Origin of the sequence: Streptomyces monashensis (assembly GCF_001866665.1) — a bacterium.
Classification (GTDB): domain Bacteria; phylum Actinomycetota; class Actinomycetes; order Streptomycetales; family Streptomycetaceae; genus Streptomyces; species Streptomyces monashensis.
The window spans coordinates 1-13,928 of record NZ_MLYO01000029.1 but is presented as its reverse complement, the minus strand read 5'-3'; the positions used below and the strand labels follow the sequence as shown (position 1 = coordinate 13,928).

Below are 13,928 nucleotides of genomic sequence, written 5' to 3'. Positions count from 1 at the left end.
TTTCGAAGGATGTTCAGCATGCAGCTCCGCAAGGTCACCGCCGCCTCGGCCGTCGCCCTCGCCCTCGCCGTGACCGCCACCGCGTGCGGCGGCGGCAAGAAGGACGACTCCTCCGGCGGCGGCAAGAAGATCGCCATCGGCATCAAGTTCGACCAGCCGGGCCTCGGCCAGAAGACCCCGTCGGGCTACGCCGGCTTCGACGTCGACGTGGCCACCTACGTCGCCAAGAAGCTCGGTTACAGCGCCGACCAGATCGAGTGGAAGGAGTCGAAGAGCGCCGACCGCGAGACCATGCTGCAGCGTGGTGACGTCGACTTCATCGCGGCCACCTACTCGATCACCCCGAAGCGTCAGGAGAAGGTCGACTTCGCCGGCCCGTACCTGCTGGCCCACCAGGACGTGCTGCTGCGCGCGGACGACACGAAGATCAAGGCTCCGGCGGACCTCAACGGCAAGAACCTGTGCTCGGTGGCCGGCTCGACCTCGGCCCAGAACCTCAAGGCCAAGCTGGCTCCCAAGGCGAACCTCCAGACGTACCCGACCTACTCGGCATGCATGTCGGGCCTGCAGAGCGGTGCCATCGAAGCCCTCACCACGGACGACTCGATCCTCGCCGGTTACGCCGCCCAGGCCCAGTTCAAGGGCAAGTTCAAGCTCGGCGGCTTCAAGATGACCAACGAGAACTACGGCATCGGCGTCAAGAAGGGCAGCGCCCTCAAGGCCAAGATCAACAAAGCTCTCGAGGACATGGTCTCCGACGGTTCCTGGGAGACGGCCGTGAAGAAGAACTTCGGCCCGGCCGACTACAAGAACGAGCCCGCCCCGAAGATCGGCGACATCAAGAGCTGAGGCAGCGCCCGCCGGTGCGCCGTCGCTCCTGACGGCGGCGGCGCGCCGGGGCATCCTTACACGCGGAAGCGCGGGAGAACGTGTTCGACTTTCTTGACAAGTACGACGTACTGGGCGCCTTCTGGACGACCGTGCAGCTCACGCTGCTGTCGGCCGTGGGCTCCCTGGTCTGGGGCACTCTGCTGGCCGCCATGCGGGTGGGCCCGGTACCGCTGATGCGCGGTTTCGCCACCGCCTACGTGAACATCGTGCGGAACATCCCGCTCACGGTGATCATCCTGTTCTCCTCACTCGGCCTCAACCAGACGCTGGGCATCAGCCTCGGTGCGCACGGCTTCGACGCGATCAACTTCCGGCTGGCCGTGCTCGGTCTGACCCTCTACACCTCGTCGTTCGTGTGTGAGGCGATCCGGGCCGGCATCAACACGGTGCCGGTCGGCCAGGCCGAGGCCGCTCGGGCCATCGGTCTCAGCTTCACCCAGGTGCTGGGGCTCGTCGTACTGCCGCAGGCCTTTCGCGCGGCCGTCGGCCCGCTGACCAACGTGCTGATCGCGCTGACGAAGAACACGACGGTGGCCGCCGCGATCGGCGTGGCGGAGGCGGCCTTCCTAATGAAGAAGATGATCGAGAACGAGGCGCAGCTGCTGGCCATCTCCGCGGTCATCGCCTTCGGGTTCGTCTGCCTGACCCTGCCGACGGGTCTGATCCTCGGCTGGGTGGGCAAGAAGGTGGCGGTGAAGCGATGAGTTCGGTCCTGTACGACGCCCAGGGCCCCCGCGCCAAGCGGCGCAACACCCTGTACACGGCGGTCTTCCTGGTCGCCCTCGCCGCCCTCGGATGGTGGGTGTACACGGCCCTCGACGACAAGGGGCAGCTGGCCTGGCCGCTGTGGAAGCCCTTCTTCAGCGGCACCGAGGCGTACTCGACGTACATCTGGCCCGGTCTGGAGAACACCCTCAAGGCGGCCGCGCTGGCGATGGTCATCGCGCTTCCGCTGGGTGCCGTCCTCGGTATCGCCCGGCTCTCGGACCACGTGTGGGTGCGCGTCCCGGCCGCGATCGTGGTGGAGTTCTTCCGGGCGATCCCCGTCCTGGTCCTGATGATCTTCGGGCTCGCGCTCTTCGCCCAGTACACCGGTGTCAGTTCGGACGATCGTCCGTTCTACGCGGTCGTCACCGGTCTGGTGCTGTACAACGCGTCGGTGCTCGCCGAGATCGTCCGTGCGGGCATCCTCGCCCTGCCGAAGGGCCAGTCCGAGGCAGCTCTCGCTATCGGCCTGCGCAAGGGTCAGGCGATGCGGCTCATCCTGCTGCCGCAGGCGGTCACCACGATGCTTCCGGCGATCGTCAGCCAGCTGGTGGTCGTCGTGAAGGACACCGCCCTCGGCGGTGCCGTCCTCACCTTCCCCGAACTGCTGGCCTCGGCCAACACGATGAGCGGCTACTACGGCAACATCATCGCCTCGCTGACCGTCGTGGGCGTGATCTACGTGATCATCAACTTCTCGCTGACCTCGTTCGCGAGCTGGCTGGAGGGCCGGCTGCGGCGGCGCAAGAAGTCGACCGGCGCGGTGCTGGCGGTCCAGGACCTGGCGGACATCGCGGGCACGGCAGGCACGGGCGCCGACCCGGCCGGCACCGGCGCGGGCATCGGCGACGGCGGCGCCAGGAAATGACGGCCGCTCACACCGCGTGAGGGTGCGGAGCTCGGCGCGGAGAACACGGGGAACCCGGGGACCATGGAGAACAGCGGGACCATGGAGGAGCCGAATCCGGCCGCGGTGGGCGGCACCGTCGGTACCGGTGGCGCCGCCTGACACCTCGGCACTCACCCGTACGGGCCCCAGGGGCAGTGGCATGATCGCCACTGCCCCTTGTCGCTTGACGCAAACTCTGCCAATGGGTTGCATACGTTCTGTGATCGTGCACCCCGCTTCACCTTCTTGTTCACCGTCGTCCGTCGAGGCACCGCTGCGGGCAGGGGGCGCCACGCCGTGGACCCGGTGATCGTCGTCGGAGCGGGCCCCGTCGGGCTCACGCTCGCCCTGGCGCTGGCCCGCCAGGAGGTGCCGTCCGTCGTCCTGGACGAGGGCCCCGGCAAGGACGAACCCCGCCCCGCGCGCACCGTCGTGCTGCGCGAGGACACGGCCGCCCTGCTGCAGCGGCTGACCGGAGTGCCGCTCGACAGCTACGGCATGCGCTGGGCCGGATGGCGGTCCCTGCGGCGCAAGCAGGTGATGAGCGAGGTCGACTTCGCCGAGGCGGGCGCCGCCGCCCCGCTGCACATCGCCCAGCACGTCGTCACCGCCGCCCTGCGCACGGCCGTCGCCGACGAGCCCCTGGTGAAAATGGCCGTGGACAGCCGCCTGGACGCGATCGAGCAGGACCGTTCCGGCGCCACCGCGCACTCCCGCGGCGCCAAGGGCACCTGGTGGCGCGGCAGTTACCTGGTCGGCTGCGACGGCCAGCGCTCCACGGTGCGCAAACTCCAGGACATCCGCTTCCCGGGCCGTACGGCGGTGGAGCGTCACGCGGTCGCCGCGCTGCGCGCGGAACTTCCGTGGGAGGGCCGGGCGTTGATCCATCGGACGCCGCCGTGGCGGCAGTCCGGGCCCTCGGCCGGGGAGGTGACCGCCCGCCCCCTCCCGGACGGCGTGTGGCGCCTGGACTGGCTGCTGCCGCCCGGCAAGGACCTGGTCACGCCCGAAACCCTGGTGGCCCGGATCCGCGAGACGCTCGCGGGCTGGACGGACGGCACCACGCCGCCGTACGACCTGCTCGACACCGGTGTCCATATGGTGCACCACCGGCTGGCCCGCCGCTGGCGCGCGGGCCGGGTCCTCCTCGCCGGGGACGCGGCGCATCTGCTCGGCGCACTCGGCACCCAGGGGCTCGACGAGGGCCTGAGGGACGCCGACAACCTCGCCTGGAAGCTGGCCCCGGCCTGGCACCACGGGCACCACGAGGCGCTGCTGGACAGCTATCAGACCGAGCGGCGCGCGGCGGTCTCCGCCCGGCTGCGCGCCGCCGACCAGGTACTGCCGGTGGTGCGCGGCGCGGGCGGGCTGCGCCAGATGGTGCCGGGCACGGCCCGGGGCCACGATGCGCTGCTGGCGGACGGCCACCTGGGGCGCGGGACGCTCGGCGCACCGGGGACGTACGCCGACTCGCCGCTCGCGCCCCCGCCGCTGGACGGCCGGATCCCGGTCGGGACCGCACCCGGCGCGCAGGTCACCGACGTCCGGGTCACCGCGGAGGACGGCTCGTTCGTCCGGCTGCGCGATCGGCTCGGCCGCGGCGCCCTGCTCGTGGTGCTGATCGCGCCGGGCACGGGCGTGTGGGACCGCAAACACTGGATGTCCGCCGGGGTGATGCCCCGGCTCGCGGCGGCCGTGACCGCGCTGCCGCACCCCGCCGAACTGCTGGTCGCCGAGGAGTACCCGGGTGCGCCGGCGCACAGCGTGCTGCTCGTGCGCCCCGACGGCCACCTGGTCACGGCGCTGAGCGGGGTGCGGCCGGCCGACCTGTACGCGGCGGCGGAGGCGGCGGTGGGCGGCGCGGTGAAGGAGGAGGCGGAGGCCGCCTCCGGCGCGCGCTGACCCGTACGCCGATCACGCTCTGTCCACATGGTGACGGTGAGTTGACCGGAGTGCACGCTCATGCTGTACTCCGGACCATGACCGACACCTGCGTGCGCCTGTGGCGGAGGGTCCACATGGACCTCGTCCGCTACGCGGGCTGTGTGTGTCGTCCGTCCTGCTGAATTCGCTTCCCTCCCTCTCCGGGCGCCGTCGTGCGCCCGTTTCCGCGAACCTCCAGGACGGTGCTCGTGTCTGTCTCCCCTGCTTCCGTGTCCCCCGCCTCGCCCCGCGTCCGTTCGGCGCCCACCCAGGCGGACCTGCTCGACTTCGCCCGGCGTACGGCCACCGACACCGCGCTGATCGCCTCCCTTCCGCTCGACCCGGAGGGCCGTACCTGGGTGCGGCTGGAGGGGCCGGGCGGCAGCGAGGCCTGGCTGATCGGCTGGCCGCCCGGCACCGGCACCGGCTGGCACGACCACGCCGAGTCGGTCGGCGCGTTCGTCGCGGCCTCGGGCGAGCTCAAGGAGAACTCCCTCGCCGCCCGGCTGCCGACCGACGGCTGGCAGACCCTGGAACTCTCCGAGGGCGTCGACCGCGAACGCCGCCTCCCCGCCGGCGAGGGCCGTGCCTTCGGCCGCCACCACGTCCACGAGGTCCTCAACGCCTCCCGCACCGAGCACGCGGTCTCCGTCCACGCCTACTACCCGCCCCTTCCCCGCATCCGCCGCTACAGCCGCACGGGTCAGGTACTGCGCCTGGAGCAGGTGGAGCGGCCGGAGGACTGGCAGTGAGCGGCACGAAGGAGACCCCGGCGGACGGCACCGGCCCGGCGGCGGGCGCGGTCGAACGGCCGCTCGGCATCGACGCGTTGCTGGAGCGGGTGCGCGCGGGCTACCGGCGCGTCGAGGCACGGGAGGCGCACGAGGCGGCGCGCACCGGTGCGGCGCTGCTGGTCGACATCCGGTACGCGGCCCTGCGCGAGCGGGACGGACTGATCCCCGGCGCCCTCGTCATCGAGCGCAACGAACTGGAGTGGCGCCTCGATCCGCAGGGCAGCCACCGCGCCCCCGAGGCCACCGGGCACGACCTGCGCGTCGTGGTCCTCTGCAACGAGGGCTACGCCTCCAGCCTCGCCGCCGCCTCCCTGCACCAGCTGGGCCTGCACCGGGCGACCGACCTGGTCGGCGGCTTCCAGGCGTGGCGGGCGCAGGGACTTCCGGTGGAGCCGGCGACGCGCTGACGACAACCTCCCCCGGCTCCTCGGGGGGATACTCCTGCACGGTGGCCACCGCCACCGGCCGCACCCGCAGTGCCGCCCGCCCCGGAACCGTGGTGCCGACGAGCGCGAGCAGACCGGCCACGGCGACGACGGTGACGTCGAGCAGAGGCGTGACCGTGGGCGCGGCCCGGCCGGTCATGCCGACGCTGCACGCGGTGAGCACCGCGAGGGCGATCCCGCTGCCGAGCGAGGTGGCGAGGAGCAGCGGGCTCGGCACCTCGGTGCGCAGCATGCGCAGCACCTGACGCCGGGGCGCCCCGGCGAGCCGGAGCAGAGCGGACTCCCGGGCGCGTCGGGGCGGGCTCTCTCTGCATGTACGTGTCGGACGTGTCGTCCGCGTCCGGGCCCCGGCCGGTGTGTCCGTGCCATGGCCCGCGGCGTGCCCCCGGACTCGCCCGCGCGGGCCCGGAGCAGCACTGCGGCGGACCGGCGTCTTCAGCGGGGGCCAACCCCACTGCGCGAGACCCGCGACACATCCCGGCCTGCGGTGCCACCATGAGGCTCGCCGGTCGGGAGAAGCCCGCCCCGGAGGTCTCAGATGTCCGCGTCCCCCAGGAACTCGGTGTCCTCGCCCTCTTCCTCCAGGGCCTGGCGGACGACGCGGAGGGCCATGCCCTCGGGATAACCCTTGCGGGCGAGCATGCCGGCGAGGCGGCGGAGCCGCTTGTCGCGGTCGAGGCCGCGGGTGGCGCGCAGTTTGCGGTCGACCAACTCGCGGGCGGTCGTCTCCTCCTGCTCGGCGTCCAGCTGGCCGACGGCCTCGTCGATCAGCGCCGAGTCGACTCCCTTGGTGCGCAGCTCCCGGGCGAGTGCCCGGCGGGCGAGCCCACGGGCGTGGTGCCGGGACTCCACCCAGGCGTCCGCGAACGCGCCGTCGTCGATCAGTCCAACCTCCTCGAACCGCGACAGCACCTCCTCGGCCACGTCCTCGGGGATCTCCCGCTTACGCAGGGCGTCGGCGAGCTGTCTGCGGGTGCGCGGGGTCCCGGTGAGCAGGCGCAGGCAGATCGCCCGCGCCCGCTCAGCCGGGTCCCCTGAAGACTCCCCCCGCTCGGCCCTCGACGAGGGAGGGGGGCCTTCGTCCTCCCCGGGCGCGTCCTCGAAGCCGCGCCGCCGCCGGCTCCGGGCGCCCTTGCCGCCCCGACGGGCTCCGCCGTCGCCCTCGTACCCACCGCTGCCGCGGTGCCCGCCCGGGACGTCGGACTCGCTGTAGTCGCTGAACTCGCCGTGCGCGCCGTCGTCACCGCGCCCGCCGTACTCGCCGTGCCCGTCGGCCCGGTGTTCGTCGCCACCGTCCGGGGCGGAGTCCGGGTAGCCCCCGGTGCCCCTCCCCCGTGGGGTACCGGGGGTGGCGTACTCGTACTCGGCCCAGTCGGTTCGTCGTGTCACGGGTCAGCTCTTGGCTGCGGCGGCCTTGGGCTTGGCGGCCTTGGCGGCGGGCGCCGTCTTGGCGTCGTCGTCGGCCGCTGCGGTGACCGCCGCGTCCGCGCCGGGCTCGGCGGCGGGCTCCTCCGGGCGGACCCCCACGCCCAGCTTCTCCTTGATCTTCTTCTCGATCTCGTTGGCCAGGTCGGGGTTGTCCTTCAGGAAGTTGCGCGCGTTCTCCTTGCCCTGGCCGAGCTGGTCGCCCTCGTACGTGTACCAGGCGCCGGCCTTGCGGACGAAGCCGTGCTCCACGCCCATGTCGATCAGACCGCCCTCGCGGCTGATGCCCTGGCCGTAGAGGATGTCGAACTCGGCCTGCTTGAAGGGCGGCGCGACCTTGTTCTTGACGACCTTGCAGCGGGTGCGGTTGCCGACCGCCTCGGTGCCGTCCTTCAGGGTCTCGATGCGGCGGATGTCGATACGCACCGAGGCGTAGAACTTCAGCGCGCGGCCACCGGTCGTGGTCTCCGGGGAGCCGAACATCACGCCGATCTTCTCGCGGAGCTGGTTGATGAAGATCGCGGTGGTCTTGGACTGGTTGAGCGCGCTGGTGATCTTCCGCAGCGCCTGGCTCATCAGTCGGGCCTGGAGACCGACGTGGCTGTCGCCCATCTCGCCCTCGATCTCCGCGCGCGGGACGAGCGCGGCGACGGAGTCGATGACGATGAGGTCGAGGGCGCCGGAGCGGACCAGCATGTCCACGATCTCCAGGGCCTGCTCGCCGTTGTCCGGCTGGGAGAGGATCAGGTTGTCGATGTCGACGCCGAGCTTGCGCGCGTACTCGGGGTCGAGGGCGTGCTCCGCGTCCACGAACGCGACCTGGCCGCCGGCCTTCTGGGCGTTGGCCACGGCGTGCAGGGTCAAGGTCGTCTTGCCGGAAGACTCCGGTCCGTAGATCTCCACGACACGGCCGCGCGGCAGGCCACCGACGCCGAGGGCGACGTCGAGCGCGGTCGATCCGGTCGAGATGACCTCGATGGGCTCCTTCGACCGCTCGCCCATGCGCATGACCGCGCCCTTGCCGAATTGCCGTTCAATCTGTGCGAGCGCGGCGTCGAGCGCCTTCTCGCGGTCGGTTCCTGCCATGGGTTCCACCCGGTTTGCTTGAGTCGATCGCTTCACGTCAAAGACGCTAACGCCTGCCACTGACAATGCGCCCCGACGCAGGCCCAGCCTGTGGATAACCCGGTGACATCTCCCCGCAAAACGGGACGAAATCCACCACCTCGAGCCTCGCCTGAGCTTCCATAAGAATGGATGTTCGATTTTTGTGTCAAGCAACGGGTTGCCCTCTGCTCCTGCACGGTGCGCGAGGAGCCACGTCCGGCCGCCGGCCCCGTCAGCCTCGGTGAACCTCCGGGGATTTCCGCATCCCTGGACCGCCCTCACCTGGATGCCGGGCCTGCCGCCCTGCCCCGGCTCCCTCGACCCCGCGCCGCGGCCAGGACGAGGCGGCGCCACAAGCCCTGGACCGGTCAGCGTGGTCGGCCGGCGTGGTCGAGCACGCTGCCGTTCGCGCAGACGAGGGCGACGGCGGTCACACTGATCATCTCCTTCATGCCCCGGGCAACGATCACCGCCGACACGGGACACAGCCCGATGCGGGTGGCCGGCGGGCTCGGAGCAGGAACCGTACGACCTGCCGAACCGGTCACCCATTGGTGCGCCGGGGCGACGATTCCGCCGGCTCCGCCCGTCCGGGGCCGCCATGCTCACATGACGGCGGTGCGTGACCGGCACCGCCCGGAGGCGCCGACGGGAGACCGGGCGTACTGGCGGGAGGGCAATGGCACAGGGAGCAGGGCGCCGCGGCGGCCTGGACGAACAGGCCGTACTGCTGGTGGCGGGGGTGGCGGACCTGGCGGTGAGCACGCTGGGCTCGGCCGTGACGACCGTACGGGGGCTGCTGCGCCGCTCGGACGCCGCGGAACTGGCGTCGGCGGCCGAGCAGGACCTGGTGGCCCGCGGTCGGCTGGCGCTGGACCGCCGCACGAACGTGCCCCCGGCCCATCTGGAGATCCTCGCCCGGCACGCGCGCGTACACCGGGGTGCCGATGGCGGCTGAGCGGTGGAACGCGGCCGGGTTCCGGACCCGCGTCGGCCAGGTGCTGCACGCGTTCGTCGCCCAGGAGGCCGATCTGCTGGCCGAGGTCGATCCGGCCCTCGGACCCGTGGCCGACCAGCTGGAGTCGGCGGTCGCGGACGGCAAGCGGCTGCGGGCGGCGTTCTGCTACTGGGGCTGGCGTGCGGCCGGCCAGCCGGACAGCGACGCGCTGGTGCGGGCCGCGGCCTCCATGGAACTGGTGCACGCCGCCGCGGTCGTGCACGACGACCTGATCGACGACAGCCCCCTGCGGCACGGCCGACCCACCGCCCACCTGGCCCTGCGCGCCGCCGTGACCGGGCATCCGCGTCCCGGCGCCGCCGCGCGGTCGCTGGCGATGCTGGTCGGGGATCTGCTGATGTCGCTGGCCGGGCAGCTGTTCGCCACGTGCGGGCTGCCCGCGGCGTATCTGGGCCGCGCCCGCCCGCTGTGGTCGCTGCTGGCCCGTGAGCTGATCGCGGGCGAGTGCCTGGAGATCCTGCACACCGGGGCCGTCCCGGACACCGCGGCGTCGCTGAAGGTGATCCGGTACAAGACCGCCAAGTACACCGTCGAGCAGCCCCTGTTGATCGGCGGCACACTGGCCGGGGCCGGGGAGCGGCTGCGGGCGGGCTACTCGGCGTACGGGCTGCCGCTCGGCGAGGCCTTCCAGCTGCGCGACGACCTGCTGGGCCTGTTCGGGGACCCGGAGCGCACCGGGAAGGCCGACACCGACGACGTACGCGGCCATCGCCCCACCGCGCTGCTGGCGGAGACCTGGCGGATCGCCGGCGCGGACGAACGCGAGCGGCTTCGGGAGCTGCTGGGCCGGGGCGGTCCGGACCGGGCGGGCCTGGACGCCGTGCGGGAGGTGATGCGCCGGCTCGGCACACCGGACCGCGTCGAGAACATGATCTCCGCGCGCGTGGCGGAGGCACTCGATGCCCTCCACGACCTGGACGTGTCCGCGTGCGCCGCCGACGCCCTGGCCGAACTGGCGCACGCGGCGACGGTCCGCCCGTACTGACCCGCACCGCCCCGCTCGTGCTGACCCGGACCGCCCCGCCCGTTCGGCGGGGCCGCCCACCGCCCGGGCGCCGACGTCCCGCGCTCCCGACTCGCCACACGCCGACGACTTCCCGGACAAGGAGCCCCCTGCCATGACCGTCACCGAGGCATCGATGGACGCCCTGCGGGAGGCCGGCGACGAACTCGCCGACGCCACCGTCGCCACCCTCTTCGCGCGCGGGGAGGTCGGCACCTTCAACACGCTGATGCGGTACGTCTCCACCGCGGGCGCTCCGCTGCCGGACGGCCTGCCCGACGTGGCCCGTGAGTACCTCCGGGCGACGAGCGTGCCGCCGTCCTGGGTGGACTGGGGCGAGATGGAGAAGGCACGGCTGTTCTTCATCGACAACAACGTGCACATCTCCACGGCACTGTCCTTCGCCTCCATGCCCGCCTGTTACGTCGTCCCGCACGTGGCGCGGCTGTTGTCGGCCACGCACTCGCTGAAGTACCCCTCCAAGCGGATGGCGGAGACCGGCCAGTTCACGGTCTATCTGATGCAGCCCGACGCCTTCGAGGCGGGCAGCCGCTTCATCCCGGCCGCCCAGAAGGTCCGGCTGCTGCACGCCTCCGTCCGGCACCACCTCAGGCGCGAGAACCGCTGGGACACGGCGGCCCTGGGCACGCCGATCTGCCAGGAGGACATGATCGGCGGGCAGATGTTCTTCTCGCTGCTCGTCCTCGACAGCCTGCACCGGCTGGGCATCCACATGACCACGGAAGGAGCGGAGGCCTACTACTACGCCTGGCGGGTGGTCGGCGCCATGCTCGGTGTCGACCAGGAGGCCGTGCCGAAGACCCTCCAGGAGGCGCGGAGCTTCCTCGACCTGTACATGATCCGTCACATGGGCCCCTCGGCGGAGGGCGCGGAGCTGACGCGGCAGCTCATCGACCTCTACGAGGAGGTCGTGCCCGGCACCCTCTTCGACCCGATCGTCTCCGCCCTCGTCCGCCATCTGGTCGGAGACACCTGCGCCGACTGGCTCCAGGTGCCCCGCACCCGCTGGGACACGCTGGTGAAGGCCGTCCCGCACCTCCTCGGGGTGCTGGAGACCATCGAGGACCGCTCCCCGCTCGGCGCCTGGGCCCTGGACCGGCTCGGCCACCTGACGACGGTCCTCGAACTGTCGTCCCTCACGCGCGGGCGCGTGATGCACTACGCCATCCCCGAACACCTCAAGAAGGACTACGGCGTCACCGACGCGGCCCCCCGCACCGGGCGCTGGACCCCGCCCGCCGCCACGGTCTCCCCCTGACCGCCGCTCTCCGGGCGCCGGATGCCGCCGTTCCCGGGGTACTCCACGTGGTGTACGGCGGGTGCCTTCGGCCGGACGACGACCGCGCGGGCGGCGGCCGGGAGCCTTGGCGGATGAAGACTCCACGCGCCGTCGGCCACGTCGCCGACCGCCTCGTCGGTGCGTGCCACGAGCCAAGTGTCGCCGACGCCACCGACAACCAGCGCCCACCTGCGCTTTCGTGACCGATTGCGCCTTCGTGACCGCTCAGTGCCGTATCGCAGTCACCTTCACGAGCAATTACCGCATGTCGGGCAGAAGGCGGCGGTGCGTGCCCGGGCAAGACGTCAGTGGCGCTCGCCCGGCACGTTCATGACCGCGCAGACCACGCGCCACACGTCCTTCGCCGCCCAGCCGGCGTCCAGCGCCTCGTTCACCGTGCGTCCGCCCAGCTCCGACATGACGTGATCACGCGCGAAGGTGTCGGCGTACCCCGGACCGAAATGTTCCGCCATCCGCTGCCAGAAGACCGTCAACCGCATGAATTCCGCTCCATACCCACCATGGCCTGCACGTTTCCAGCCTCTCACGCCCCCCGCACGACCGTCAGGGGGTTTCCAGGGGGTTCGCCTCCCCGCTGAACCCAGCATCCATGGCGACGCGACCTCGCGGGCCGGCGTCGGGGGCCATCTGCCGATGCGCCCCGCGGAGGCGAGCGCGGGCTTCCAGAGGCGCGTGTTCCATGTGTCGCGGTTGCATGCACGCCGCTGCCGCGTACCCGGGAAAAGCAGGCAGTCACGCGGACGGCTCGGTACCAGGCGCCGGCCCCATCACGCTTTCGTGTGCAAGGGCCGCGGCAGCCGTCGTCGGCGCGCGTCCGTCCCCCCGCTCGGGGTGCGGGTCCTGTGATGTTTGAACATTTGAATGCGCTGGTATTCCAGGGGCACTCCTGTGACGGCTGTGCCCTGCGATGGCTGATGACAACGACAACGGGTCTTCCGGGTGGGGCATGAGAACTGAACACGGGTTTCGGCGCGGTCGCCGTCGAGCCCGTCTGAAGAAGCGCACGTGGGGGCGCTGGGGGCGGTCGTCGCCGGTGGCGGTGTGGCTGTGGCGACCGTCGCCACGGCCGGGTCGCCGGGCCATGGCGGAGTGTCGGTCGCGCAGGGACCGGTCAAGACGCATGTCCACTCGCTGTCCCTGACCGGAGCAAGCGCGTCGCTCAAGACGCCGGGGGCCCGGTCCTCGGCTCCGTTCAGCATGGTGGGTGTCACCTGGAACGGCGCGCACGCCAAGCTGCGCGGCGCGGTGGAGGTGCGGACCCGTTCCGCCGCCGACGGCCACTGGACACCGTGGCTGAAGATGCAGCAGCCGGACGACCTCCCCGACGCCGCCGAGCTGAACCGTCCTGGTGTGCGCGGCGGGATGTCTGGGCAACAGCTACAACGTCAACGTGATCTCCGGTCACTGCAACGGCTTCGCCACCGACTGCCCCGGCAACCAGCTCTACAACGCCCTGAGCACGATCCGCTCCTACTCGGCCGGCCCGGTCGCCGCGGTCTCCGTCACCGGGATGTCCGGCGGGGCGGCCAAGTCCGGCACGAGCTACTACACCAAGGGCGCGGCCACGGTGAGCTGGACGACCGTCACGCCGTCCGCGGTGATCTCCGGCTTCGACGTCCTGGTCGACGGCAAGGCCGTGGCACACACCTCCGGCTCCGCCCGCTCCGCGTCGGTCTCGGTCGCCTCCGGCAGCCACACCGTCCAGGTCCGTGCCACCCACGTCCGTGGGGCGACCACACTGTCCGGCTCGGTCACCCTGGTCGGCGACACGACCGCGCCCGCCTTCACGACCGCTCCGGCCGTGAACACGCGCACCGGCACGGTGAGTTCGACCGCGGTCCCGGTCACGGTGACCTGGAAGGCCGCCGACAACGCGGCGCTGGCCAAGGGCATGGCGACCTCGCCGTCCTCGGCCGCCTTCGGCCCGACCGTGACCTCCTGGAACACCAGCGCCAGGCCCGGCGCCTCGGACCTGTTCGCCCTGAAGGCGTACGACGTGGCCGGCAACACCGGTGGCGCCTCCGTCTCCCGGACACCGAACATCGTCCAGGAGAATCGGCTGACCAGCGACCCGCCGGTCCCGCCCGCTCTGCGCCACGGGGCGGGACCAGCGGGCACCGGTCGCCCTGCTTCGAGTGAGCCCTACCGCGAACAGAGCGTGCGTGACGGCCAGGACGTGACCGAGCGCACGGTCCACAGGTACCAGCACGCGTCCCGCAGCCCGTCGGATGAACGCCGCACCGACGTCACACGGCCCGGCCCCCGGACCGTGGCCGCCCGACCGATGTCCCGAACAAGGCCCGCTGCTCGGCATCGAAGTCCCCCGTTATGTTTTCCGCGGTCCTG

The 13,928-nt window shown here is 71.9% G+C and carries 13 protein-coding genes and 2 pseudogenes; 11 read left to right on the top strand and 4 right to left on the bottom strand.

The features are described 5' to 3' along the window. Positions 1 to 18 precede the first annotated feature (18 nt). The 7 genes from BIV23_RS17515 to BIV23_RS17490 all read left to right on the top strand — a co-directional run bounded on the left by BIV23_RS17515 (position 19) and on the right by BIV23_RS17490 (position 5,669). Positions 19 to 849, top strand: a complete 831-nt coding sequence (locus BIV23_RS17515) for a glutamate ABC transporter substrate-binding protein (protein WP_071381811.1) — start codon at positions 19 to 21, stop codon at positions 847 to 849. 80 nt (positions 850 to 929) lie between these two features. Continuing rightward, a complete protein-coding gene (locus BIV23_RS17510; protein ID WP_071381810.1) occupies positions 930 to 1,595 on the top strand; it encodes an amino acid ABC transporter permease in 666 nt (221 codons plus the stop codon). Next, a complete protein-coding gene (locus BIV23_RS17505) occupies positions 1,592 to 2,524 on the top strand; it encodes an amino acid ABC transporter permease (RefSeq protein ID WP_071381809.1) in 933 nt (310 codons plus the stop codon). The genes BIV23_RS17510 and BIV23_RS17505 overlap by 4 nt, the downstream gene beginning before the upstream one ends. Positions 2,525 to 2,842: 318 nt before the next feature. Continuing rightward, entirely contained in the window at positions 2,843 to 4,447 is a 1,605-nt protein-coding gene (locus BIV23_RS17500) for an FAD-dependent monooxygenase (protein WP_071381808.1), read from the top strand. A gap of 77 nt (positions 4,448 to 4,524) precedes the next feature. Next, positions 4,525 to 4,611 carry a putative leader peptide gene (locus tag BIV23_RS53940; protein WP_313960178.1) on the top strand — a complete coding sequence of 29 codons (87 nt, stop codon included), beginning with the start codon at positions 4,525 to 4,527 and terminating at the stop codon, positions 4,609 to 4,611. Positions 4,612 to 4,677: 66 nt separating this feature from the next. Next, positions 4,678 to 5,220, top strand: a complete 543-nt coding sequence (locus tag BIV23_RS17495) for a cupin domain-containing protein (protein WP_071381807.1) — start codon at positions 4,678 to 4,680, stop codon at positions 5,218 to 5,220. Further along, on the top strand, positions 5,217 to 5,669 hold the full coding sequence (locus BIV23_RS17490; protein WP_071381806.1) for a rhodanese-like domain-containing protein: 453 nt from the start codon (positions 5,217 to 5,219) through the stop codon (positions 5,667 to 5,669). The genes BIV23_RS17495 and BIV23_RS17490 overlap by 4 nt, the downstream gene beginning before the upstream one ends. Positions 5,670 to 5,700: 31 nt before the next feature. Here the strand turns inward: BIV23_RS17490 and BIV23_RS51905 are convergent. The 3 genes and pseudogenes from BIV23_RS51905 to recA all read right to left on the bottom strand — a co-directional run. Further along, positions 5,701 to 6,003, bottom strand: a pseudogene (locus BIV23_RS51905) (FtsX-like permease family protein); the annotation flags it as partial. Positions 6,004 to 6,242: 239 nt separating this feature from the next. Next, positions 6,243 to 7,097 carry a recombination regulator RecX gene (gene recX / locus BIV23_RS17480; protein WP_071381804.1) on the bottom strand — a complete coding sequence of 285 codons (855 nt, stop codon included), beginning with the start codon at positions 7,095 to 7,097 and terminating at the stop codon, positions 6,243 to 6,245. Between the two features lie 3 nt (positions 7,098 to 7,100). Next, a complete protein-coding gene (gene recA, locus BIV23_RS17475) occupies positions 7,101 to 8,219 on the bottom strand; it encodes a recombinase RecA (protein ID WP_071381803.1) in 1,119 nt (372 codons plus the stop codon). Positions 8,220 to 8,919: 700 nt separating this feature from the next. Between recA and BIV23_RS17470 the strand changes: the two genes are divergently transcribed. The 3 genes from BIV23_RS17470 (at position 8,920) to BIV23_RS17460 (ending at position 11,540) form a co-directional block, all read left to right on the top strand. Further along, on the top strand, positions 8,920 to 9,198 hold the full coding sequence (locus tag BIV23_RS17470; protein WP_071381802.1) for a polyprenyl synthetase: 279 nt from the start codon (positions 8,920 to 8,922) through the stop codon (positions 9,196 to 9,198). Beyond that, on the top strand, positions 9,188 to 10,243 hold the full coding sequence (locus tag BIV23_RS17465; RefSeq protein WP_071381891.1) for a polyprenyl synthetase family protein: 1,056 nt from the start codon (positions 9,188 to 9,190) through the stop codon (positions 10,241 to 10,243). Before BIV23_RS17470 ends, BIV23_RS17465 begins: the two co-directional genes overlap by 11 nt. Positions 10,244 to 10,376: 133 nt before the next feature. Continuing rightward, positions 10,377 to 11,540: an oxygenase MpaB family protein gene (locus BIV23_RS17460; protein WP_071381801.1), complete on the top strand. Its 1,164-nt coding sequence runs from the start codon at positions 10,377 to 10,379 to the stop codon at positions 11,538 to 11,540. Positions 11,541 to 11,866: 326 nt separating this feature from the next. On the opposite strand, the gene BIV23_RS17450 is transcribed toward BIV23_RS17460, so the two are convergent. Next, entirely contained in the window at positions 11,867 to 12,061 is a 195-nt protein-coding gene (locus BIV23_RS17450) for a DUF3046 domain-containing protein (RefSeq protein ID WP_071381799.1), read from the bottom strand. 911 nt (positions 12,062 to 12,972) lie between these two features. Here BIV23_RS17450 and BIV23_RS17445 point away from each other — a divergent pair. Then, a pseudogene (locus BIV23_RS17445) lies at positions 12,973 to 13,928 on the top strand (hypothetical protein); the annotation flags it as partial.

Coding starts and splice junctions, on each gene's coding strand:
- BIV23_RS17515 (WP_071381811.1), top strand. CDS start 19: ATGCAGCTCCGCAAGGTCACCGCCGCCTCGGCCGTCGCCCTCGCCCTC.
- BIV23_RS17505 (WP_071381809.1), top strand. CDS start 1,592: ATGAGTTCGGTCCTGTACGACGCCCAGGGCCCCCGCGCCAAGCGGCGC.
- BIV23_RS53940 (WP_313960178.1), top strand. CDS start 4,525: ATGACCGACACCTGCGTGCGCCTGTGGCGGAGGGTCCACATGGACCTC.
- recA (WP_071381803.1), bottom strand. CDS start 8,219: ATGGCAGGAACCGACCGCGAGAAGGCGCTCGACGCCGCGCTCGCACAG.
- BIV23_RS17470 (WP_071381802.1), top strand. CDS start 8,920: ATGGCACAGGGAGCAGGGCGCCGCGGCGGCCTGGACGAACAGGCCGTA.
- BIV23_RS17465 (WP_071381891.1), top strand. CDS start 9,188: ATGGCGGCTGAGCGGTGGAACGCGGCCGGGTTCCGGACCCGCGTCGGC.
- BIV23_RS17460 (WP_071381801.1), top strand. CDS start 10,377: ATGACCGTCACCGAGGCATCGATGGACGCCCTGCGGGAGGCCGGCGAC.
- BIV23_RS17450 (WP_071381799.1), bottom strand. CDS start 12,061: ATGCGGTTGACGGTCTTCTGGCAGCGGATGGCGGAACATTTCGGTCCG.